The 22,486-nt window shown below is 35.8% G+C and carries 20 protein-coding genes, 1 tRNA gene and 1 pseudogene; 2 read left to right on the forward strand and 20 right to left on the reverse strand.

The annotated features are described in order from the left end of the window. Positions 1-14: 14 nt before the first annotated feature. The 12 genes from AAA915_RS02745 to AAA915_RS02800 all read right to left on the reverse strand — a co-directional run bounded on the left by AAA915_RS02745 (position 15) and on the right by AAA915_RS02800 (position 13,840). A complete protein-coding gene (locus tag AAA915_RS02745) occupies positions 15-1,154 on the reverse strand; it encodes a CamS family sex pheromone protein (RefSeq protein ID WP_338199664.1) in 1,140 nt (379 codons plus the stop codon). A gap of 13 nt (positions 1,155-1,167) precedes the next feature. Next, positions 1,168-3,180: an NAD-dependent DNA ligase LigA gene (gene ligA / locus AAA915_RS02750; protein ID WP_338199666.1), complete on the reverse strand. Its 2,013-nt coding sequence runs from the start codon at positions 3,178-3,180 to the stop codon at positions 1,168-1,170. Between the two features lie 44 nt (positions 3,181-3,224). Then, a complete protein-coding gene (gene pcrA / locus AAA915_RS02755; RefSeq protein WP_338199668.1) occupies positions 3,225-5,465 on the reverse strand; it encodes a DNA helicase PcrA in 2,241 nt (746 codons plus the stop codon). A gap of 79 nt (positions 5,466-5,544) precedes the next feature. Further along, positions 5,545-6,192 (reverse strand): glycoside hydrolase family 73 protein, encoded by a 648-nt coding sequence (locus tag AAA915_RS02760; protein WP_338199670.1) that lies wholly within the window; start codon positions 6,190-6,192, stop codon positions 5,545-5,547. A 153-nt stretch (positions 6,193-6,345) separates the two neighbouring features. Further along, positions 6,346-6,431, reverse strand: a tRNA-Leu gene (locus AAA915_RS02765). Between the two features lie 72 nt (positions 6,432-6,503). After that, positions 6,504-8,255 (reverse strand): ABC transporter ATP-binding protein, encoded by a 1,752-nt coding sequence (locus AAA915_RS02770; RefSeq protein WP_338199672.1) that lies wholly within the window; start codon positions 8,253-8,255, stop codon positions 6,504-6,506. Positions 8,256-8,332: 77 nt separating this feature from the next. After that, positions 8,333-9,013: a MarR family winged helix-turn-helix transcriptional regulator gene (locus tag AAA915_RS02775; protein ID WP_338199674.1), complete on the reverse strand. Its 681-nt coding sequence runs from the start codon at positions 9,011-9,013 to the stop codon at positions 8,333-8,335. Between the two features lie 114 nt (positions 9,014-9,127). Next, complete coding sequence (locus AAA915_RS02780; protein WP_338199832.1) at positions 9,128-9,583, reverse strand: SprT family protein; 456 nt, start codon at positions 9,581-9,583, stop codon at positions 9,128-9,130. Between the two features lies 1 nt (position 9,584). Next, the gene (locus tag AAA915_RS02785; RefSeq protein WP_338199676.1) at positions 9,585-10,283 is read right to left on the reverse strand and encodes a glycosyltransferase family 32 protein; all 699 of its coding nucleotides are present in this window, start codon (positions 10,281-10,283) and stop codon (positions 9,585-9,587) included. A gap of 3 nt (positions 10,284-10,286) precedes the next feature. Further along, the gene (locus tag AAA915_RS02790) at positions 10,287-11,717 is read right to left on the reverse strand and encodes an oligosaccharide flippase family protein (protein WP_338199678.1); all 1,431 of its coding nucleotides are present in this window, start codon (positions 11,715-11,717) and stop codon (positions 10,287-10,289) included. A 3-nt stretch (positions 11,718-11,720) separates the two neighbouring features. Then, a complete protein-coding gene (locus tag AAA915_RS02795) occupies positions 11,721-12,866 on the reverse strand; it encodes a CDP-glycerol glycerophosphotransferase family protein (RefSeq protein ID WP_338199680.1) in 1,146 nt (381 codons plus the stop codon). 125 nt (positions 12,867-12,991) lie between these two features. Further along, a complete protein-coding gene (locus AAA915_RS02800) occupies positions 12,992-13,840 on the reverse strand; it encodes an aldo/keto reductase (RefSeq protein ID WP_338199682.1) in 849 nt (282 codons plus the stop codon). Positions 13,841-14,098: 258 nt separating this feature from the next. Between AAA915_RS02800 and AAA915_RS02805 the strand changes: the two genes are divergently transcribed. Continuing rightward, the gene (locus AAA915_RS02805; protein ID WP_338199684.1) at positions 14,099-14,839 is read left to right on the forward strand and encodes a CPBP family intramembrane glutamic endopeptidase; all 741 of its coding nucleotides are present in this window, start codon (positions 14,099-14,101) and stop codon (positions 14,837-14,839) included. A gap of 7 nt (positions 14,840-14,846) precedes the next feature. Here the strand turns inward: AAA915_RS02805 and AAA915_RS02810 are convergent, their stop codons facing one another. Both AAA915_RS02810 and AAA915_RS02815 read right to left on the reverse strand, forming a co-directional pair. Then, positions 14,847-15,485 carry an HAD family hydrolase gene (locus AAA915_RS02810; RefSeq protein ID WP_338199686.1) on the reverse strand — a complete coding sequence of 213 codons (639 nt, stop codon included), beginning with the start codon at positions 15,483-15,485 and terminating at the stop codon, positions 14,847-14,849. Continuing rightward, positions 15,482-16,261 carry a DeoR/GlpR family DNA-binding transcription regulator gene (locus AAA915_RS02815; protein WP_338199688.1) on the reverse strand — a complete coding sequence of 260 codons (780 nt, stop codon included), beginning with the start codon at positions 16,259-16,261 and terminating at the stop codon, positions 15,482-15,484. Before AAA915_RS02815 ends, AAA915_RS02810 begins: the two co-directional genes overlap by 4 nt. A gap of 414 nt (positions 16,262-16,675) precedes the next feature. On the opposite strand from AAA915_RS02815, the pseudogene AAA915_RS02820 reads away from it, so the two are divergent. Beyond that, a pseudogene (locus AAA915_RS02820) lies at positions 16,676-16,801 on the forward strand (IS3 family transposase); the annotation flags it as partial. A gap of 77 nt (positions 16,802-16,878) precedes the next feature. Here the strand turns inward: AAA915_RS02820 and AAA915_RS02825 are convergent. From AAA915_RS02825 to AAA915_RS02850, 6 genes are all read right to left on the reverse strand, one after another. After that, entirely contained in the window at positions 16,879-19,122 is a 2,244-nt protein-coding gene (locus tag AAA915_RS02825; RefSeq protein WP_338199690.1) for an ATP-binding cassette domain-containing protein, read from the reverse strand. Beyond that, positions 19,112-19,546, reverse strand: a complete 435-nt coding sequence (locus AAA915_RS02830) for a MarR family winged helix-turn-helix transcriptional regulator (RefSeq protein ID WP_338207471.1) — start codon at positions 19,544-19,546, stop codon at positions 19,112-19,114. Before AAA915_RS02830 ends, AAA915_RS02825 begins: the two co-directional genes overlap by 11 nt. Positions 19,547-19,679: 133 nt before the next feature. Next, positions 19,680-20,213, reverse strand: a complete 534-nt coding sequence (locus AAA915_RS02835) for a ClbS/DfsB family four-helix bundle protein (protein WP_338199694.1) — start codon at positions 20,211-20,213, stop codon at positions 19,680-19,682. A 150-nt stretch (positions 20,214-20,363) separates the two neighbouring features. Continuing rightward, positions 20,364-21,017, reverse strand: coding sequence for an amino acid ABC transporter permease (locus AAA915_RS02840; RefSeq protein WP_338199696.1), 654 nt, complete (start codon positions 21,015-21,017; stop codon positions 20,364-20,366). 16 nt (positions 21,018-21,033) lie between these two features. Then, positions 21,034-21,672: an amino acid ABC transporter permease gene (locus AAA915_RS02845; RefSeq protein WP_294602847.1), complete on the reverse strand. Its 639-nt coding sequence runs from the start codon at positions 21,670-21,672 to the stop codon at positions 21,034-21,036. Continuing rightward, complete coding sequence (locus AAA915_RS02850; protein ID WP_294602845.1) at positions 21,669-22,484, reverse strand: glutamate ABC transporter substrate-binding protein; 816 nt, start codon at positions 22,482-22,484, stop codon at positions 21,669-21,671. The genes AAA915_RS02845 and AAA915_RS02850 overlap by 4 nt, the downstream gene beginning before the upstream one ends. Positions 22,485-22,486 lie beyond the last annotated feature (2 nt).

Below are 22,486 nucleotides of genomic sequence, written 5' to 3' on the forward strand. Positions count from 1 at the left end.
GCAAATATACCTCCTTATTCGCCACCATAAATATGGACTTGATAACTACTATCCCCGGTTTCTTTAGCAACTAAAGCCTGGATATCATTAACGGAGCCAATCTTAATTTCGATTGGCACGTCATTAGCCAAGTACTTCTTTGCGGTTGATAAAACCAGTCTGGTAAAACTTTGAATCTGCTCATACCCATAAAACTGGGTAGTAATTGTGATATTTTCTTGAGCTAATTTACCATTTTCATATCGTAAAGTTGCTGTTACACCACTGATATTAGGGAAATAATTTTGAATAGATTCTTTAAAACTATTGAAACTGGAAGCATCACTGCTATTAATTGCTTTTTTACCACCAACCGTTGGTAAAACTTCCGCTTGAGTATTAATAGTTTTCCATTTAGTTATTTTACTACTATTAGCGCCCGCTGTCCCGCTCAAAAAGTAAGTTCCAGCCACTAAAGAATCCTTACTTTCTTTGGCAAAAAGACCAATAGTAATTGGAACATTCTTTAATGCTTTCTTTTTCCGCAAGCGAGCTACTACCTGTTGGGCCACTGCTTGTCCGTATTGCTTTTGCTGAGCACGTGAAATTTGTGCCTGGTATTCAGGACCATCTTTTTTCTTTTGATAATAGTCAATTGAATTAAGAGCAAGCCCAATACTAATACCACCTATGTGATAATTTGAACCAGAACCAGTCAAAAAATCTTGTTCAATTATTTCTTCTAAATAAATTGGCTGGTAATTTTTCTTAGTTCCTATTTTGGGATTAAGACCAGTGGGATTTGACTTTGACTTTCGTCCCAGCCATTGATTGGCTACAGTGGCAGAAATGTACTGGCCTTCCTGAAAGACATATGAATTTGTTGAATAAACACCTTTAGAAATCTGGACCAAGCCTCGTTCTAATTCTCTAGTATCAACAGAATTATCATTATCAGTCGCTGTCAAGCCAGAAATTGGACTTGTTACATAATGCCCGTTTTTAAGCAAAACAGTATACCCATTATTACCAGTATCGGTAGTTTGATATGTTTTAGGGCTTGAATTCGATGATGTTTTAGCGTTATTCGCCAAATCGGAATTTTTTAAGTTGCCGCAAGCTGTCAAACTCAATGATATTCCCAAAAGCGTTAATATTTGCAAGTATTTTTTCACTTTAAAAGTTCCTTTATTTAACTTGAGCAATTGCTTCTTCCTCAGTCAATAATGGTACACCGAGCTTCTGTGCTTTGGTGTATTTGGAACCAGCGTCCTGACCATAAATTACATAATCGGTTTTTCCTGAAACTGAACCAGTTACCTTAGCACCAAGTGATTGTAATTTCTTGGTAAACTCACTTCTAGTATAATGCGCCAGAGTGCCGGTTAAAACGACAGTTTTACCTTTAAAGTAATTGTCCGGGATTGCAGCAGTGTCTTCTGGCTCTTCGCCCAGATAATCCATGTTAACACCACTATCTTTAAGTTCATTAACTAGATCCTTAACTTCATCCTGAGCAAAATAAGTGGTTAAAGATTCCGCAATTGTCATTCCTATTGTATCGATAGCAGCTACATCTTGCACGTCTGCTGTTATAATCTTTGCCATATTTTTAAACTTTTGTGCAATTAATCTGGCAGCCTTTGCACCTACATGATCAATTCCAAGTCCGGTTAACAATAACTCAACGGAATTTCTTTTTGAGTTATTGATAGCGTTTAATAAATTACTAATAGATTTATCTTTAAAATGATCCAGTTTTTCCAAATCAGAAGCGGTTAAATGATACAAATCAGCTACATTATGGACGAGATCGTTCTTAATTAATTGACGCACAATCTTAGGTCCTAGGCCGTCAATATTCATAGCTGGTCTGGAAGCAAAGTGAGTTATGCCCTCCTCAATCTGAGCAGGACAGGACGGATTAACGCAGCGCAGTGCTACTTCATCTTTTAGATGAATCAATTTTTCTCCACACGATGGGCACGTTATCGGAATCGGATAAGGTTGAGCATCCTTAGGTCTTTTAGCCAATACTACTTCTGAAATTTCGGGTATAATGTCACCCGCTTTATGTAACATAACGGTGTCGCCAATACGGACATCTTTTTGTTGCAATAAATCGGCGTTATGCAAAACTGCATGAGAAACTGTAGTACCAGCTAACTGGACAGGATCCATAATCGCAGTAGGCGTTACAACTCCAGTACGACCGACCGTCCACTTAATTTCATGAACCACAGTTTCCTGCTCTTCAGGAGGAAATTTATACGCTATTTCCCACCGTGGCACTTTGACGGTATTTCCTAGTTCTTGTTGCAAGTCCAAGTCGTCAACTTTTAACACAATCCCGTCAATCCCGTAATCCAGCGAATTTCTTTTAGCAGTATACTCGTCAATAAAAGCAAAAATATCGGTCATTTTTACAATTCTGCGACCGGTCTGATTAGTGTGAAAACCCAGCTGCGTCATTTTTTCAATTGCCTGGTGTTGACTGGTAATTTCTGCTGGCGGATTAACCCAAGTATAAATAAATGTACTCAAGTGCCGGTGTTTGGTAATACTTGCATCTAATTGCCGTAAAGAGCCGGCTGCAGCGTTGCGCGGATTAGCAAAAGTTGTTTCACCGTTTTCATCACGTTCCGCATTGAGTTTAGCAAAGGGTTCTTTACCCATGTAACATTCACCACGGACTTCTGTGGTCAATTTTTCGGGCAAGGTTTGCGGTATATCAGAAATATAGCGCGCATTAGGAGTAACATCTTCACCTACTTGGCCATTACCCCTGGTAGAAGCCCTAGTTAATTTACCGTCAGTATATTCCAGTGCAATAGACAGGCCATCAATTTTTAACTCAACGTTATAAGCAACTTCGTGACCTATTTGCTTTTGGACTCTGTCATCAAATTCCTGCAGTTCTTCTTTAGAAAAAACATCTCCCATTGATAGCATTGGAATTTCATGAGTAACCTTAGTAAACCGATTGTCAATCTGTCCCCCTACTTTTTGAGTAATGGAATCTTGTGACACCAGCTGCGGAAATTCCTGCTCAAGTTCAACTAAACGATTATAGTTTTTATCGTACACATTATCTTCAACTTCAGGTGTGTCCTTTGTATAATAGGCATTTGCCCATTCGTCTAGTTTATCTCTTAGAGCTGCGACTTCTTTTCTGGCCTCATCAAGAGTTAAATCTGCCATTTTCTTCCTCCTGATTTAAAACTATTTTTTTATTTCTGCTTTTATTATACCTTTTTAATTGGTGCAAATGCTGCTAAAAGCCGCTTGATTCCTTTACCACTAAAAGCAATATCAAGCTCCATGTCTTCGCCTTTGCCGTTAACTTTAGTTACAACGCCTCTGCCCCAGGACTTATGCTCTACCTGGTCACCGACATTCCAGCCTTTTTTCTCTGCTCCCACTGCGCCAGCAGGTTTAACTTTTGGAGTATAAACCTGTGCACGTGCTCGTTCATCGCTATTGGCAAAAGGTGCAGTCTCAGTTTGAAAGTTATCACTAGTCATGGTAATTGGCACTGAATTTTCAATATTCAGATCGTTTTGATCAATTTCTTCCAAAAATCTGGAAGGAGGATTATTCTGCATTCTGCCATACATCATGCGTGAGTATGCATTGGTTAAAAACAGTTCACGCTTAGCCCTGGTAATACCCACATATGCTAATCTGCGTTCTTCTTCAAGCTGATCATCTTCCATCAAAGCGCGGGACAAAGGAAAGAGCCCATCTTCCATCCCTACTAAAAAGACCACTGGAAATTCCAGCCCCTTTGCGGCGTGTAGTGTCATTAACGCAACTTGATCATCATTATTGGCCAAATCATCTTGGTCACTTAAAAGAGAAACCTCGGCTAAAAAGTCACTCAAAGCATTTTCATCATCGTTTTCTTCGTATTCATCATCAAAACGCTTAGTAACAGACAAAAATTCATCCAGGTTTTCTAATCTAGTTTCTGCTTCAATTGTATGTTCAGCTTTCAAAGCAGCAGTATAGCCAAAGTCTTGCAATATTTTTTCAGTCAAACCAGTAACTGTATGATCTTTAGCAAAATTAATCGCATCACGTAGTTTAGCGCCAAAATCACTCAGTTTGGCCGCTGCCCGGGCAGTAACGCCTGACATACTAATGTGATCAAAAGCTCCTAAAATTGATAAATTGTTATCACGGGCAAAGTCCATAAAGCGGCGCACACTAACTGGTCCAATACCGCGCTTAGGGGTGTTAATAATCCGGTTAAAACTCATAGAATCACTGGGATTAGCTACTAACTTTAAATAAGCCATAATATCCATGATTTCTTTTCTATCATAGAACTTATGACCACCAACAATTTGGTAAGGAACATTTGACTTAACAAAAGACTCCTCAACTGTTCTGGATTGAGCGTTAGTACGGTATAACACTGCAAAATCGTGATAAGAACGCTTTTTTTCTTTTACCTCTTCCTGGATTTTAGCAATAATGAAATGAGCCTCATCATCACCGCTTTGGGCGCGATAATAAGTTACCTTTGCACCATCACCCTGATCAGTCCACAGCTTTTTGGCTTTGCGGTTACGATTATTCTTAATTACGGCATTAGCAGCTGCTAAAATATGACCAGTTGAACGGTAATTTTGCTCCAATTTGACAGTTTGAACTCCATCATCATGATAATCCTGCTCAAAATTCATAATGTTTTCCATATTGGCTCCGCGCCAACCATAGATTGACTGGTCCGCATCACCGACGACACAAATATTTTTATATTGAGCAGCCAAAGCATGACACAGTTCATATTGTGCTTGGTTGGTATCCTGGTATTCATCTACCAGTAAATAACGAAATTTATTTTGATAATAATGTAAAACTGTCGGATCTTTTTTAAACAAAACCAAAGTTTGCATAATCAAATCATCAAAGTCCATAATTTGATCATTCTTTAGGCGTTTTTGATATTCCTGATACACTTGAACAGTTATTTTTTCAAAAGGTGAGGCAGCACTGGCTGAAAATGCATCTGGAGTAAGTAAATCATTTTTGCCATTAGAAATTGCAGCTAGAATCCTCCGTGGTTCATACATTTTGGGATTAATATTCTGCTCTTTTTGAATATGTTTAATCAAAGTTAGCTGTTCAGCTGAATCGGCAATCGAAAAATTACTGCTATAACCAATTTTTTCAGCATCCCGTCTTAGTATGCGGACGCAAAGAGCATGGAAAGTCGACATCCAGATACTGTCAGCCTGCTGACCTAATAGCTTACTTTCACGGTCTTTCATTTCAGTAGCAGCTTTATTGGTAAAAGTAATAGCCAGAATATTCCAAGGTGCGATTCCTTTTTCAGCAACTAGATAAGCAATTCGCCGAGTTAGCACAGAGGTCTTCCCTGAACCCGCTCCAGCAACGACTAACAATGGCCCTTCTGTAATCTGTACTGCTTTTTTTTGCTGTGGATTTAAACCTTTTAAAATTGATTCTACGCTCATTCTGAATCCTCTCACCCCAAAATTTTATAACTCTTCTATTGTACCAAAAATCGTAATCGTAATTGTTACCCTGTGCATTCTATTTATCAAAACGGTCAAGATTGTATTCTTCAATTAATTTAATCAGTTTATCTGCATAATCAGGGTCAGTGGCATAACCGTCTTTAACTAACGCACGAGCCTGAGCCTCATAATTTTTGGCGGCAAGAACATGCCGGTACTGCTTGGCATCCCAAGTCGTCCCCTTTTGGAACAGGCGCGCATGAGCCCTGATTGAAGCTTCATAAGAGTCATAAATTTGAAAGCGAGCTTTGATTTCAATCCACTTACCTTTTTCAAATTCTTTGGTTTTTAAGACAGCAGAGGTATTTGGGTTATTCCCCTTGACGCCAAAGAGGTTATTGTATTTTTGCGAAAGATCACTTTTACCATAATCACTTTCGAGACAGGCTTGAGCAATTGTAATACTGGGTAAAAGATCAAAAGATTTATCCACTTCTTTAGCTATCGGTCCAATTTCGCGGATAAAAGCCTTATGCTGTCTGATAATCTTTTGCCTTGCTTCTTCACGGGCAATTTGTTCCTGCCTGATTTGTTCAGACTGAATTGCCTGCCTACGATAATAACGAAAAGCCACAAAAGCAATTATTAATAAAAATAAAATAATAAAAGTGCGCATAATGATTGCTATATTAGATAACTTCTTGCTTCTTCGTTTTCTCGCCATTTGTTTTCCCTTGCTTTAAAAAATCTCTTCTTAAGTATAACCTCTCTTAAGTATAAAACTATGCAATATAATTAATTTTTAAAATAAAGTTAGTTAGTTTCTAAAATAAATTAAGTATACAAAAAAATGGAGCTAAAGCTCCATTAAATCAAATGCGGGCAAGAAGACTCGAACTTCCACGATCTAAAAGCGATCACAAGATCCTTAGTCTTGCGCGTCTGCCATTCCGCCATGCCCGCAGCACATTCAATACTATAACCCAAAATTGAATTTAGCACAAGAGTTTTCTTAATCATTTTTATTTAAAACGGTTAATTTACCATCTGCTCGGTGACATACTTAGCGTATAAACTATGTTTTTGCATCAATTCGTGGTGGGTGCCATGACCCGTAACTTTACCGTGTTCTATAAAATATATTTGATCGGCATTAACAATCGTAGCCAATCGGTGCGCAATTACCAAAGTTGTTCTATTGACCATTAGTTTATCGAGTGCCTGTTGCACTTTTCCCTCTGATTCTGAATCAAGACTTGCCGTAGCTTCATCCAGCATTAAAATCTTAGGGTCACGTAAAAATGCTCGTGCTATAGCTAAACGCTGCTTTTGACCACCAGAGAGCTTAATTCCGCGTTCACCTATTTCAGTCTCCATCTGGTCAGGAAATTCACGGACAAATTGATCCGCATAAGCCAAAGAAAGACCACGCCAAAGGTCTTCATCGGTCATTTCTTTAGTTAAGCCATAAACCAGATTTTCCCGAATAGTTCCAGAAAAAATGGCGCTGTTTTGAGAAACATAGCCTATTTGAGAACGCCAATTTGCCAGGTCAATATCTTGAATGTCCTGGTTTCCAATAGTAATTTGGCCACTATCTGGTTGGTAAAACCGCTCCAGCAGTGCAAAAATAGTTGACTTGCCTCCACCGCTGGGACCAGCAAAAGCAATTACAGAATTAGGCTGAGAAACAAATGAAACTGATTGTAATACTGGTTCGTTTTTGACATAACTAAATTTTAAATCTTGCGCAGTTAATGTTTTATTAGTTAAATCGCAGGTCTGTTGACCCAAATTCTTTTCAGGCTCTATTCGTAAAATTTCCTGGATGCGTTCAGTTGAACCCAAGGCTTTTTGAATTTGAGAGAAAAAGGTGGCAAAATTCGCTACGGGCCCAATAACATTAAATAAGTACAGTAAAAAAGCCACTAATGAACCACTTGTTAAAGAACCTTGACCGACGCGAATAATACCAAAAGCCAAAATACCGGCAAAAGCAGCCATCATCAAGGTCATAATGATGGGCTGCAAAACAGCTTCAACGCGTGCGTCTAAAACACCAATGGTGAAAATTTTCCTGATTCTGTGGTTACCAGCTTCTTGCTCATGCTTTTCACCGTTACTGGATTTAATTAAACGGACCTCCGATAATTTTTCACTGACTTCACCATTAAATTTAGCTGTTTCCGCTTGTAGTTTGCGTCCTAGTCTGACCATTATGCGACCAACGGGTAATAAAATCACTACGACAATAGGAACTACAACAAACATCAAGGTGGCCATTTCCCAATCCATCACAAATAAAATGATTAATGAGAAAAACAACTGTATTGCTCCAGTAATAAAATTAGGAAACTGCGCAGCGAGTAAATCTTTAATTATTCCCGTATCATTTACTAGACGAGAACTGCTTTCGCCCACTTTATTAGCATCAAAATAAGTAACAGGTAATTTTAAAAGGTGAGCCCATAAGCGTTCACGCAGGGTTTTGACTACGCTTTCACCAAAATAGCGCAGTACGTATCCACCTAAAGTTCCTAAAATTAGCTGCAACACAAAAACCACGATGATAATAATTAAACTGGAATAATTAAAGTTATCCCATTTACTGGTGTCCACCAGCTCCCTGGTTAACAAAGGTAATGCTAAGTTGGCTGCACTTGTAATAAGACTAAGTAGTAACCCAATTATAAACAAAGATTTTTTGACGTTTAAACTTTTTAGCAGGTCTAAAAAGTCACTAATTTTAACATTTTGCTTTCCATCTTTACGTGACTTAAATGCCATAAAAGATACCGGCTTTCCTTATTTAGACTAAATAAAAAAGTTTTTCAATAATTGAAAAACTTTAATCATGTTGCTAATTATAAATCTTCATCTTCATTATGCCAAAATTTACGCCAAAAGTCGCGGTCATAACCGTGCATCTTATCATAATTGCAATAATTTCTGTTAAAATCAGCACGAGGGAAGTCATGATGACAGTGACGCCGTTCATGCATATGATGACACATATCGCGCATATCTGATCTTGAAAAATTATGCTCAGCAGCATATTCACGCCATTTTTTAATTCTCTCCATCCGGTAAGCCGGATCAACAAAAGAGCTGGCTTTATCCTTGAAATCATCATCCCAACCGGCAGCAATTTTTGCTAAATACTGACCGAATTGGTCTTGTTCTTCTGCAGTTAAACCGGCAAAAAATGGCGCAGTATCTTGTTTGTCTTTTTGTTCGGCCAACTTAGCGGCCTTTTCTTTGCCATTTTCTGTAAGGTAAACTCGTTTAACCCGTTTATCCTGCTCATCAACTTCACGTCGAATATCGCCTTTTAACTCCATCTTTTTCAACAATTCTGCTAAAGAGCCCGGCTTCAGAGCTAAAATCTCAGCCAGATAATTTTGGGTTAAGCCGTCTTCCAACTTTAAGACTGCTAAAACTCGTTTTTGACCAGATATTGGTTCTTTGTTCTGAAACATGTAGTAGCGACTGGCACGCATAATAAAATGAAGTTGTTTCATTAATTGATCACTTGTTTGACTCATAATTAACTCCTTTAATAAAAAGTAAAAGTTAGGTACCTAATATATTGTATAAATTAATTATAGTTTGGTACCTAACGTTTTGTCAAACAAAAAATTTTTTAATTGTTTTTTAAGTCATTTGTGGTCAACTAATTTTAATTTACCTTTACAGTGGCCACACGCATATTGTCGTAAATTTAGCCGGCGAACTCGCAAATACTTTTGCCCGCAAACTGTGCAAACGTATAAGTATTTTGCTTTTCTTTTGCGTCTAAGACCAATATCTGGTGCATATCTTGAACCACCAACTTTATTAAGTAAAACTTTAAAGTCATGGTCTTGATGACGATATCCTCGGTGACTTAAATGTAAGTGGTAATGTGTCAATTCATGCTTAATTATACCAATCAACTCTTGGTAATATTGCGGAACTAAAAAATGCGCATTAATTTCAATGTGGTGATCATCTAAGTGATACCGACCACCAGTTGTAGTCATGCGCCTATTAATTTTTACTTGGTGCTTAAATTGTTTGCCAAAATACTTGAGAGAAACTTCTTCCACCAGTTTCTGCAACTCTTCTTCAGTCAGATTATCTGAAAACTTTAGCATATAGTGCTGCCTCTTTTTTCGTTTTGATCCTGACTTTTAGAGCCGTAACTAATTTTCTTTTTAACGGCTTAGCCCCTTCCATCCATGTTCCGGTAAAAACATGGATGGTCTTTGACTGCGCAGAAGGATTGCAAAGTACGCCATCAGGATAAACGTGAATACCCGTCTCCAGCATCTGTTCTTGATTATTGGGCTGTGCGCCATACTTATTTTTTAAAATGTCAGATACAGAAACAGTATTAACTCCTGCCAGTTGGTCTTGTTTGTCAAAAGTAAAATTACGGTCATCGTAATAAGAAAGCATGTCTTTAATCAGTGGATGATTTTTTTCCGCTCCAAAGACTGCTGTAAAAGGATTATCCTTATTTTCAAAACCGACAAAAGCCCTATTATTTAACAAATCATGTAAATTATCCAAAACCAAAACATCCGTATCCATATAGATACCGCCCATTTCATAAACTGCTTTAGCCCTAATATAATCTGAAACAAAGGCCCATTTTTTAGCTTGATATGCTTGTTCTACATATTTATTCTCATGAATATCAAAGTTGTGTTCGTTCCATTCGATGATTTGATAATCCTGCAAGTGTTTTGACCAAGTCTTCATGCAGCACTGAATATTCTGCGGTTTAGGGTTCCCCCCTACCCACACATAATGAATTATTTTGGGAATCATTTATTAACCTCTGGTAAGAAACTTTTTCAATAACAAAATTATGTCTTGGTTAAAATCGAGTTTTAGCAAAAACATTAACGCGATATATAAAACAAACATAATGATTGATTTGCACAGCATATTAAGAAATGCCGAAGCAAACATCTGGGGTAAAAGAAGACCTACTGCCAAAACAATAGCGGCAATTATAAAGTACTTGGGAATTTCACGAAAAGAATATTTAAAATCATAACCATCCCGTACAATCCACAAGCGCAATAACAAAACTATAAACTCAGTTATTAAAGTTGCCACCATAGCTCCTGTTGCACCGTATAGTTGATCCAGAAAGTAGCTTAATATTACTTCCAAGAAAGCACCAACTATAACTGGGATGGCATAATCGCGATCTCGATGATTGGCAAGCGCAAATTGATTGGCAAACACGCCGCCAGTTGGAATCATAATGATGGTTAGGGTAAAGAAAAACATCAATGGTGTCATGGGAATGAATTTATGACCAAAAAAGAAGGGCACAAATTCCTTGGTATTAGCCATAATAATAACTGCAAACAAAGTTCCCAGCATAACCGTCGCTTCCAGGGACTTTTTTAAAACTACCCGTTGCTCTTTTTTATTCTCACCCGCCATTTTAGGCATAATTACTAAGGAAATACTGGTGACGATACCCAAAACCATGTTAGAAATTCTTTGGGAATTATCATAATAGGCAACCTGCGTCGAATTTTGAAAAAGGCCCAAAATAGGTTTATCAAGAGAGGTATAAATTTGGGTAGCAATTTGGGGAATTAAAAGGGTGATGATTGCTTTAACAGTCGCGCGATACTGATAAAAATGCTTGACCGGTCCACCAACATAGCGGTGAATATCAAACCAAAAAACAAATGACCCCAGCATTGTTGAAACTGACATGATCAACATGTACTTCCAGAGATCACCCGGATTTTTTACCCATAATAAAATTAGGATAACAGAAACCAGCTTAACCGCAGTATTTTTTAAAACAACACGACCAAAATCAGCTAATCCCTGAAAAAACCACGAAATATCAACCTGAGCTGAAATAAGATATGGCACCATTAATAGTAAATATTGCCCATACTTAATCTTAAAAAAGCTGGTAACAGCAATTACTATCACTATTGTGACAAATCCCGCTATGGCCTGAAAATACCACAAACCCCAGAATGCCTTGGTTAAATCCTGCTCGCTACCGAAAGCTCTAATCTGAGAAATTGTTCTCATCCCAATATAGGACACTGAAAGAGTACAGAAAATCATTAGAAATTGAACGATATTATTAACGTTACTGTAAATACCATACGTTTTGGGACCTAAAATTCTCGAAAGATAGGGAACTGTTATTAACGGTACTAATACTAGAAAAATTTGGTAAACCGCATTATACAGAATGTTTAAAAAAGTTCTTTTCACAACTTACCCTCTAATACTCTTTAATAACTCAACTACATTTACACAACTTGATTGGTCCTGAACCTGGTTTGTTAATTTTAACCAGTAATTACGTTTCGCACTGTATTGATCTGGCATTCCCAGTGCTCGAATGAGCTCCCGCTGTGTCTTTACACACATTCCAGGTACAATTTCTTCATAAGGACCCATTAAGAGGCCACGCTTTTCTTCGTATTGCCGCAAATAATTTGTCACAAATATTATCGGCTTGTCAATATTTAAATAATCAAAATAAATTGAGGAAAAATCTGTAATCAAAAAAGCAGTATTACCCAAAAGCTCGTAAAGATCAATGTTTTGCTCATATAAATAATCATTATTAAGAAAAGCAATATTAGAATAATTACTCTGCAAATGCTTAAAAAGATTCATTTCATAAGGATGCAGTTTCACTATTAAATACTGGTGATTCATTTTTAACGCATTATTTAACTGCTCACTATTAAAGTCAGACAGAGTTAAAAAATTACCCTGTTGAACCTGGTCCATAATTTGGTTATCTTCCATTTCATAGCGAAATGTTGGCATATAAATACCAATCTGCGCCTCATCATCTTTGATTTCAAATAAATCGCCAAGTAGCTGTTTTTTGTTAACAGCTGGCTTTTTTAAAGCATCAATACGAGGAAAACCAGTTTTATGATACTTATTAGTTTCAATTCCGCAGCAAGCACTCATCAGGCTCTCATATAAATCGCTGCTTGAACAAACTATATCAGCATTCTTTTGCCATAATTTAGCATTGCGCTCGTCAACCTTAGAACTAGTATTATTGGCCATAAAGCCCATACGTTTAAGGGGTATACCATGCCAAAATTGGATATTAACCTGCTTTGCATGAACTTTAAATGGCTGATGTGTGGTCAACACAAATTTTGCTGCACCAATGTCTCGCCAAGTTTTAAGTGGTAAATGTGAAGATGGCCAAGGTTCCACAATAGTAACTTCATATTCTGGATGGCTTTTTTGCAAATATTTACCAAACAAATAGCCATTTGAACCAGAACGACCTGCACCATTAAGAACAACCACTTTATTACTTTGTATTGGTGTAAAACGAGCAATTACTTTCATTGCTGTCAAATATAAACGAAACAAAAAATTTTTCATTATTTAACTTCCCAAATTCTTACCTAGTATAAGGGTACAGAAAAAGCCTGAGATAACTCAAGCTTTTTTACTTTATTTTTTAGTTTTTTAATGATTAATGTTTAAAGGGACTGTCGAAACTAGCTTTAGTAAATTGCCAGGGGCTCTTTGTGTTCAGGCTTAGGATACGCTTGTTCTAAAATCTGCAAATCTTCCGGAGTTAGCTCAATATCTAATGCCTTCAGGTTTGACAATAAATGCTTTGAACTGCTGCTCTTTGGTATTGCCAAAACATCTGATTGGTGCATGACCCAAGCAAGTAAAATTTGATAAGCACTTGCCTCGTGTTCTTCAGCAACTTGTAAAACGGCATCGTTTTTCATCATTGTACTGCCCATTTTTGGTCCACGTCCTAAAGGGCTATAAGCGATTAGTGGAACGTGATGCTCTCTTTGCCAAGGTAAAAGACTATATTCAATTCCTCTGGTTTCTAAATTATATAAGTCCTCATTAACAACACAATTTTGTCCTTCTGGCAGTTGCCATAATTCTTCCATATCATCTATGTCAAAGTTCGAAACTCCCCAAGCACGAATTAGACCCTCATTTTGTAAAACTTGCAACTCTGAAACGGTCTCAGACAACGGTACCATTCCCCGCCAGTGATAAAGATATAGATCTAAATAATCGGTTTGGAGTCTTTGCAAACTGTTTTGTAAACTTTGACGCATTTTTGATCTAGAAGCATTTTGCGGTAAAACTTTGGAAATCAAAAAGATTTTTGACCGCTGATACGGTTTAATGGCCTCCCCTACCAACTTTTCAGAGTTACCGTTACCATACATTTCAGCAGTATCAATCACATTTAGGCCTGCATCAAGACCTGCCCTGATTGCTGCTATTTCTTCATCTCGAATCTTGGGATCATCTCCCATCTCCCAAGTGCCTATTCCTAAAGCTGGCAATATTTGATTCTTAATTCTAACTTTTTTCATAAAAAGAACCTTCTTAATTAGTTAAATAATTATATTTTTATATTCAATTTATCAATATAAAACAAATTACAAATACTGATACCCGTTAAGATAATTGTAACACTTAGCTGGAAGGATTATTAACCTGCAAGTTATTTTTGAATTTGAGTGCAAGACAATTTAGCTAAAATCAAATCGCTATTGTGACAATTTCACAAGCCAGTAAATTGTCTTTTATAAATTAACAATATAAAATCAAAAATAAAAGGAAGAATAAACATGGCCAACAATTTAAATAGTTCATATAAATTATCTGGTAAAAAATGGCTGATAATATTACTCTCAAATTTGATAGCTTACTGCTGTTTGATTATGCCAGGTGTGCAAATTCCAGATTCACTAATTTTTGACGAAAATCATCCTAGTTTAATAGCCGCGGGATTTCAAATTTTAGTAGTAACTGTTTTTCTGGTAATTCAAATAATCGGAGTTCAAATTGCTACTGGGCACAAATGGCAACAATTATTTCATGCTCCCCATGCCAAAGAATGGCTGTGGGTGCTAGTCTTTTTCATTTTAGCTTATTTCGTATCCGTTGTTTCAGGAGCAATTTCTCAGAAGTTGTTTGGTGCTGTTTCTGGCAATGCAGCTGCTGGACTAACCATGAGTACGCCCCACGTTTGGCTCATTTTCATTTATCAGCGCTTCAGCAGTGCTATTCAAATATTAGGCGAAGAATTCTTAGCGATTATGCCTCTGTTAGCTGTGACACAGTTAGCTGATTCTATTCACATGCCACACCCGCTTTTCTGGGGTAATATTGCTTCAGCTTTGATTTTTGCTTTACTCCACTTATCAACATATGACTATAATTTGGGTTATGTTATTTTAGGATTAGCATTTACACGTCTGGTATTAAATTGGGCTTTTATCAAAACGCATAATATTTGGGTAAGCTTTTTAGTCCACTTCTTATTCGATACATTGGCTTTTTTAGTTTTATTATTAGTAACAAAGTAAAAATTATTTAATTTCCTAAATATTTAAATAAATCAGATGGTTTATTCAAAACCAGGTTTGCTTTATTAAATAATCTTTCTTCAGCTTTTGATCCCCATTTTGCCCAAGCAAAAGTTACCTTACTATTTATAGCAGTCTCCAAATCATAAGGTGAATCTCCAACATATATAGTTGAATTATTAGTTTTATTTAATTTTTTCAAAGCAAAATTAATTGGCTCCGCATCTGGCTTGTGCTTTTTTGTATCAGAGGCATTTACAATACAGTCAAAATAGTTGTTTAAATCAAAGCGATTAAATTCACTATCCATTTCATGCTGATTTTTGGAAGTAACAACCCCCGTGGTATAACCCTGATCTTTTAAATTAATCAATAAATTTCTGACACCTGGAAAAATATTTTCTTTATCTTTTAAGGCATCTATATTTTTAGCCCAGTCATTTAATAAAATTACTTTTTCAGTATCGTTAGACGCAAATCTGGTTATTGCCTTATCTCCAGTAATTCCTAGAACAAAATACAAATCAGAGTCATCTTTTATGGTAATATTTTTTAACTTTCTTAAAGTGATTTTTAAAGAGTCAATCATTACGCTAGCTGTATCAATTAAAGTACTGTCTACATCAAAAAGAATCGTATCAATCATTTATATCCCTTTGCTTTTATTATTTTTACGTGGTTTATATTTAAGCTTTCTTCTAATTTTTTGGGTAAAGAAGCTGTTGTTATAAGTACATCGATATCTTTTAAATTAAACACGTGAAAATTATGAGTAGCATTGATTTTTTTATGGTCTAATAACAAAATTAGTTGATCTGTTCTTTTTCTTATTTGCTTTTTAAATTCAATGTCTTCATCATATGCGTAAAAAATACCTTGCTGTGTAATACCAACAGCACTTAAAAATGCCTTATTAAAATGATAATCAGTCAAATCGCTAAGTGCTTTTGTTCCAGTCACACACCTTTTTTCTCTATCCAGGTTACCTCCCAAAAGCCTAACTTTACATGCTGTTTGTTTTAATAATTTATCAGCAATATCGATCGAGTTTGTAATTGTAAATAATGACTTGATTTGTTTCAAATACTGAGGTAAAAAACTAACTGTGGTTGACACGTCTAAATACAAAAAATCTCCCGACTGAACAAGCTTACTTGCGGACTCAGCAATTTTTTGTTTTTCAGTTTTTTCTTCATCCATCCTATCTAAAAAAACACTTAATTTATTATACGAATTGGGCAAACTAAGACCACCATAATTACGGACAGCCATATTATTGTTGACCAATTTAATAATATCCCGCCTTGCAGTGTCTCGAGAGCTACCAGTTAAATCCAGAATTTCCTGTAGGGTTAATGAATTATTTTTTTGTAAATTTAGTAATATGATATCTAATCTCTGCTTTTGATTGATAATAAACACCTAGTTTCTCATAAGTCATTTTAATGATTAATCTAATAATAACTTATTTTGCCTTACATGTAAATGAAATCTAGGAATATTAATTTGTCTAATAAAGTATTTTCAAAGTGGGTAAGCCTTTAATCCCGAATTTATGAGTAGTTCTATAAATCAACATTAAGTGATTTTAAGTTACTAGCAAGTTGACTTTTTATTTTATTAAAAAACTCATACATATCAAAAATAAGATTTTATTTATTTTCCAGCAAATAATCAAGAATGCGATGAAAATATGAACGAAAAATATTTATAGATACGGAACATTCATCACTTTTAAAATTTAATGTTGCATTGAGGAGCCAAAATTCAAGTAGCTTTATAAATAGGTTCATTTTCATTAGTTAGCTTTGGCACATTTTTTGTAATAGCAGATAGTTTAAAAATCTGAATGAGCTGGCAGAGACGATCAGATATTACATTGAGTATTACAATCAGAAAAGAATCAAAATCAAACTAAAAGGATTAGCTCCGATTGAATATCGAAAGCTAGTCCTCAATTAAAAGCTAATAAAGTGTCAAAATTTTAGGATTCATATCATGATTTATCATTCAACTGGCTATTTTTAATAATTTAAAACCTAAATGCCAAAATAATCTCTTAACGCTACAGCTGTCAAAGTTTTTTGTTTAACCAATTCCTCAGGACTACCAGCAAACATAATTTTACCTCCTTTATTACCTGCATTAGGGCCTATGTCAACAACCCAATCTGCTTGTCCAATTAAACGTAAATTATGCTCGATAACAATAATTGTTATGCCGTACTTAAAAATAAGATTTTGCAAAAGATTAATAAAGTCCTGAACATTGTATTCGTGTAAACCACTAGTTGGTTCATCCAAAACTAAAATTTTACTGGACTGACCTAAGAGAAATTTAGCCAATTTAAGCCGCTGCAGTTCACCTCCTGAGAAAGTATCTAACGATTGATTTAATTTAATATAATCTAAGCCTACTTCTTTTAGTATTGCCATTGCGGATTTGAGAATAGGAAACTTAGCGGCAAACTCTGTAGGACTTAAAGCCATAGCTTCTGCAATATTCATACCACAAACTTTCGGTTCTAACGCCTTTTGTGAATAACGTTGCCCGTGACAAGAATCGCAAGTCGTAACAGATTCACCAATATAGGCCAAATCAAGTTTAAGTACTCCCTTACCCTTACATACGGGACAAGCTCCTAAACTATTAAAAGAAAACAAACCTGAAGATTGTTTGGTAGCCTGAGCAAAATACTGTCGTAATTGCTCAAAAACATTTAAATAAGTTAATACGTTTGATCTGTTACTACCATGAATTTCATGTTGGTCTAATATTGCCGCCTCTGGATATCGTTTTTTGATTAATCTTACTAAACTACTTTTACCTGAACCGGCAACACCAGTAATTGCTGTCAAGGATTGCTGTGGTATTTTAGTTTTTACATTATGCAGGTTATTTAAAGATGCGTTATTTATATAATAAAACTCTTTAAATGATTTCTGCTTGCTTTTTAGTTTTCCTTTGTGGCGCAAACTTTTTCCCGTTAGTTTATTACTTTGAATTAAATCTGCGAAATTTCCTGAAAAAGTAACATAACCGCCTTTATTTCCAGCGAGCTCTCCTAAATTGACAATCTTGTCGCTAATTGCGATTACTTGGGGATCATGATCAACAATAATGACTGTATTACCCTTATCTCTTAGTTGTTTAAAAATATTGTTGATGTTTTGAAGATCATATGGATGCAGCCCTACACTGGGCTCATCAAAAATATAAAGCAAGTCTGTTAAATCACTGTTTAAATAATTTGCCAATTTGACTCTTTGAGCTTCGCCTCCTGATAAAGAAGCAGTTGTTCTGTTTAAATTCAAATATCCTAAACCAGCATTAATTAAATTAGTGAGCTTAACTTCTATTTCCTCTAGGATAACTTTAGTCTTTGCATCATTAATATTGTTCAGCCATTGCTTTAAGTCAACTAAACTCATCATACTGCATTCAGCAATATTTTTATTGTTAATTTTGGCAGTTAACGCTTTTTGATTTAACCTTTGACCATGGCAAACTGGACAGGTGACAACTTTAATTATCCTGTCCATCTCTTTTTGATACTGTGAACTATTTTTGTTTAAGAACGTCTCTGTGATCCTGGGAATAATGCCAATATATTTTGCATTTCGGTGCCATTTTGAAGTTGGATTTGGTGGAACTTGCTTTTTACCATTCAATAAAAGTGAAATTTTTTCTTGAGACCATTCTCTGAGAGGCAAATCATTATTGAAGTAGCCCGATTCAGTATAACGAGTTAACCTCCAACCTCCAGGCTGAAATGTCGGAAATTTAATTGCTCCGTCATTAAGTGACCTGGTTATATCTAACAAGTTTTCAGGAATTATTTCTCTTACTTCACCTAGTCCCTGACATCTTGGACACATTCCAGCAGGATTATTAAAGGAATAATTCATGGAATAGCCTATAAAAGGCTTAGCCAGACGCGAATATAACAGTCTCAATGCCGCATAAATATCTGAATAGGTACCGAGAGTTGAACGACAGTTGTTACCAATTCCTTTTTGATCAACTACTACTGTAAATGGTAAATTTTTAATTTTATCAACTTCAGGTTCTTTAAAATGTGGTAAAAGTTGCTGTATATAAGCACTGTAAGTCTTATTAACTTGACGTTGGGCAGCAGCTGCTATTGTGGATAGTGCTAAGGATGATTTACCTGCACCAGAAAGACCAGTGATGACAGTAATTTTATTTTTGGGAAATTCAACAGAAATGTTTTTCAAATTGTTTGTACGTGCGCCTTCGACATTTATTGAATTACTTTTCATTTTTAAGCCGTTCTTTTTTCAAAATAGCTATTAACTTATTAGCTGACAAAATAAATTGTTCCTGCTCTTCTTTTGTCCAAATTGCTTTGGCCAGACTGTATAACTGATTGTGCTTTTCAGCGATACCATTCATAAACTTAATCCCATTATCAGTGATCTCTGTCATTATCTCTCTATGATCGTGTATATCTGGAGTCTGGCTGATATAACCTAAATCTCTTAATTTGGTAAAATTTTTAGACAATTTGGCTTGTGTAATACCAAGTTGTCTACTTAAAACAGTAGGTTTACTAGAATGTTCTTGTAAAGCATTCAAAATATCGTATTGCAACCAGCTTATTTTACCTGGATTCACCAAGTTTCTTTCCGCAACCAGTTCACACTGCAAATTCATCAAGGCCTGATATAGGTCTTTATTTTTCATCATAATTTCTCTTTCTAAATATTTTCTTTTTAGAAATTATATCTTTAAAGAAATTAAATGTCAATGAAGTAAATTATTTAACCAATCAAAAAACAGGTAGCACTTTGATGTGACTATCTGTTTTAATTTACTTCTATTTCAACGATCTTTGATACTTACGCAATTTTTTCAGCGCCCACTCATAATGACTAGAGGTATTTGCAATAAAGTACGTACCCAAAGCGTTTGTCCCAGTCCAAGGAAATACATTCTTTTGGAAAAGTTGATCTTCAGTAAAAGTATCAAGTAAAGCCATCGTTTGCTTATGACTTTTCGCCAATAATTTTTCAGCTTCTTCTAGCGCAGTGGCTTGGTGCTTTTCCCAAAATTGCTGATTCATTTCACCATAATTGCGCCAATTGTACCCTTCAGGTAAAAATTCTTGTTCATGACCGTCCTGATTGTTTTTAACCCATTCCAGTAATAATCTCTGCCATTCATATAAATGAATTAGAACATCACGAATATTGTGATCTCTTTTCCAGTGGGCCTCTTTTAATTTACTAGTATCAAAGCTGAAACTACCTGTGCGAGCATCTTCCGGCAACTTAGAAATCAAAGCAACTATCTTTTGGTAAGATGAATTACTTGCATCTATTAACTCTTGTTTGGTCTTAGGACGTGGCATAAGTTCTCCCTTTTAAATTTAGTTTTTATCTTTAGCTAGTATTTTAACATATATGATTATCTAATAATAATTATTTCTAACAGCTTCTTAAATATTAAAAAAAGCACCTCACAATTAGTGAGATGCTTTAAATAATAAAACGTTCTTCCTTTAAGACAAGTGCTTACCGATTACATTACCTATTATTGACAATGTAAAACAAACTACAAAATATAAAACTGCAAGTGCAGCAAACATTGGTAAGATATAGTTTGCATTTTGTCCATAAATAACTTGGGCATGTTGCATCATTTCAGGAACAACAATAATAGTTGCGAGGGATGTATCCTTAATAAGGGAAACAAACTGACTAATAATTGCAGGAACCATATTCTTATAAGCTTGTGGCAAAACAACATGCCATAGTGCTTGTACAAATGACATTCCTGTAGACCGAGCTCCTTCCATTTGACCAACAGAAACAGACTGAATACCTGAACGTACAATTTCAGCAATCATACTCGATTCAAAGACAGTCATAGCGATTATCGCTGCTGGAATCGTTTCCGGCCTTAAACCAAAGTTAGGTAGTCCAAAGTAAGTGAAGAAGATAATTAGAAGTAACGGAATATTACGAATAATATCAATTACAAAGCCAACGATCTGTGAAACATACTTTATTTTAGAATACCTGATTATGCCTAAAATTGAGCCAAAAATAAAACTTAAGATAACCGAAATTACTGAAATATAAATAGTTACCCAGAGGCCCATTAACAAAAAGCGCACATTAAGCCATGAAAAGGCATTAATCCAATTTTGCATTTTTTAATACCTCCTTCTAACCTAATTTCTTTTCTAAGTGTCGCATGTAATAGCTAATTGGCAAAGTAACAATCAAGTATAAAACACCTACAACTAAATAACTGTTAATGGTGTCAAAAGTAGTAGACGCAATTGAGTTCGCCTGGTACATCAAATCAAATCCTGCAACAAAGGCTAAAACTGAAGAGTTTTTAACCAAGTTAACGAATTGATTACCTAAAGGCGGAATTACTATTTTAAATGCCTGAGGCAAAATAATGTAACGCATTGCCTGCCAATAGGTCATGCCGGTTGATCTGGCTCCCTCCATTTGTCCGTTAGAGACTGATTGAATACCTGAACGGATCGTCTCTGCGATAAAAGCAGAAGTATAGAGTGTTAAGCCAATAGTTCCTGCAGTAAAGCCATTGATTTTGACAACATACATCGGAATTACTAGATAGAAAAACATAGTGATTACAAGCAAAGGAATGTTACGCATAATTTCAACATAAGCATGTCCAATTACACGCATTACTTTACTTGGAAGAACTTCCATAATTGCAAATATTGTTCCAATTATTAAACTGAAAAATAGAGCAATTATACTAGATAATACTGTCCAGCCTAAGCCTACCAATAGTTGGCTGCTGAATTTTGCAAAAATATTAATCATCGGCGATACAGCTCCTTATACTTAAATCCTGGAACGTCGCCAAACCACTTTTTAATTAAGCGATTATATTCACCGTTATGCTGCATTTCAAGAACTGCCTTGTCTACAGCTTCAGTAAATGAGGTTTGTCCCTTATTAACCGCAACACCGTATGGTTCAACAGTAAAGGTACCACCACGAACTTCGTAGCCTGGATTTTGCACTGCCAAACCAAATAAAATCCCGTTATCAGTAGTTAGAGCATCCCCTTGATGCGACTTCAGTGCATTCATCGCTTGAGCATAATCCTGCAATTCAATCACTTTTGCTTTAGGAGCTACTTTTTTAATGTTTGCAACCGAGTTGGCACCCACAACACCGATAACTGTCTTACCATTTAGATCCTTGGTACTCTTAATTGAAGAGTTTTTAGGAACTAACAGAGATTGACCAGCATCAAAGTATGATTTTGAAAAAGAAATAATCTTTTTACGTTCTGGCGTAATTGACATAGTAGCAATCACAGCATCCACATTACCATTCTTTAACAGAGGAATTCTGGATTGAGAGGTTGTAGTGACAAATTCTGCCTTACCCTGAGGACCTAAAATATGCTTCGTAATATGTTTAGCCATATCAACGTCAAAACCTTTTTGCTGGCCATCACGAACATCGATTAAACCGAAAAGCTTAACGTCACCTTTGACACCCCAAACAATCGTATTAGATTGCTTAGCATTTTTTAAAACGGATTGATCATTAACGCTTTTACCACAGCCGGTTAACATTAAAATACATGCCAATAAAGGAAGTAGCCAAAATTTCTTTTTCATAA

Source organism: Lactobacillus rizhaonensis, from assembly GCF_036246345.1.
Classification (GTDB): domain Bacteria; phylum Bacillota; class Bacilli; order Lactobacillales; family Lactobacillaceae; genus Lactobacillus; species Lactobacillus rizhaonensis.